The sequence below is a fragment of the Rhizobacter sp. P3_B12 genome, from assembly GCF_056402895.1.
Genome location: NZ_JBFUGN010001740.1, coordinates 1 through 579, shown reverse-complemented (window position 1 = coordinate 579; position 579 = coordinate 1). Strand labels below are relative to the sequence as shown.

Annotated in this window: 1 protein-coding gene; it reads left to right on the top strand. The window is 71.5% G+C overall.

Features of this window, described 5'->3' with window-relative positions; all coding sequences use genetic code 11:
* The coding region (locus AC1D01_RS37975; protein WP_477875152.1) for a hypothetical protein at nt 1-579 on the top strand (579 nt) is incomplete at both ends.

Genomic DNA, 579 nt, shown 5'->3' with positions numbered 1-579 from the left:
CGACGAGCGCCTGCGTGCCCAGGTGCTGCTGCAACGCGGCATCGCGATGCGCCTGCTGCGCCGCCCGGGCGATGCGGTGGTGGCGCTGGGCGAGGCGCAGAAGGTGTTTGCCACCGCCGATTCGCGCGCCGAGCTGGCCACCACCTACGGCGARCTGGCGGCGACGCTGTCCGACCAGGGCGACTGGCGCGGTGCCTTCGAGCAGCAGCAGAAGTACAAGGCCGTCTCCGACGAACTGCTGCATCGCCAGCTCGACCAGCGCTTCGCGACGCTGAAGGTCGAGTTCGACAGCGCCGCGAAGGACAAGGAGAACCAGCTGCTGATGCGCGAGAAGGCGGCCACCGAGCGTGCGCTCGACCAGGAGCGCCGCGCCAGCGCGTTGCGCGCGGTGGTGATCGCGCTGGCCGCGCTGCTGGTGGTGGTGATGGGGGTGCTGGTCTGGCGCCATCGCCGCACCAGCCACCGCATGCAGGACCTCGCGATGACCGACGAGCTCACGCACCTGCCGAACCGCCGCCACGTGCTGGGCACGCTGCAGGCGATGCTGGCGGACGGCCGGGCCTGCGCGCTGCTGATCGT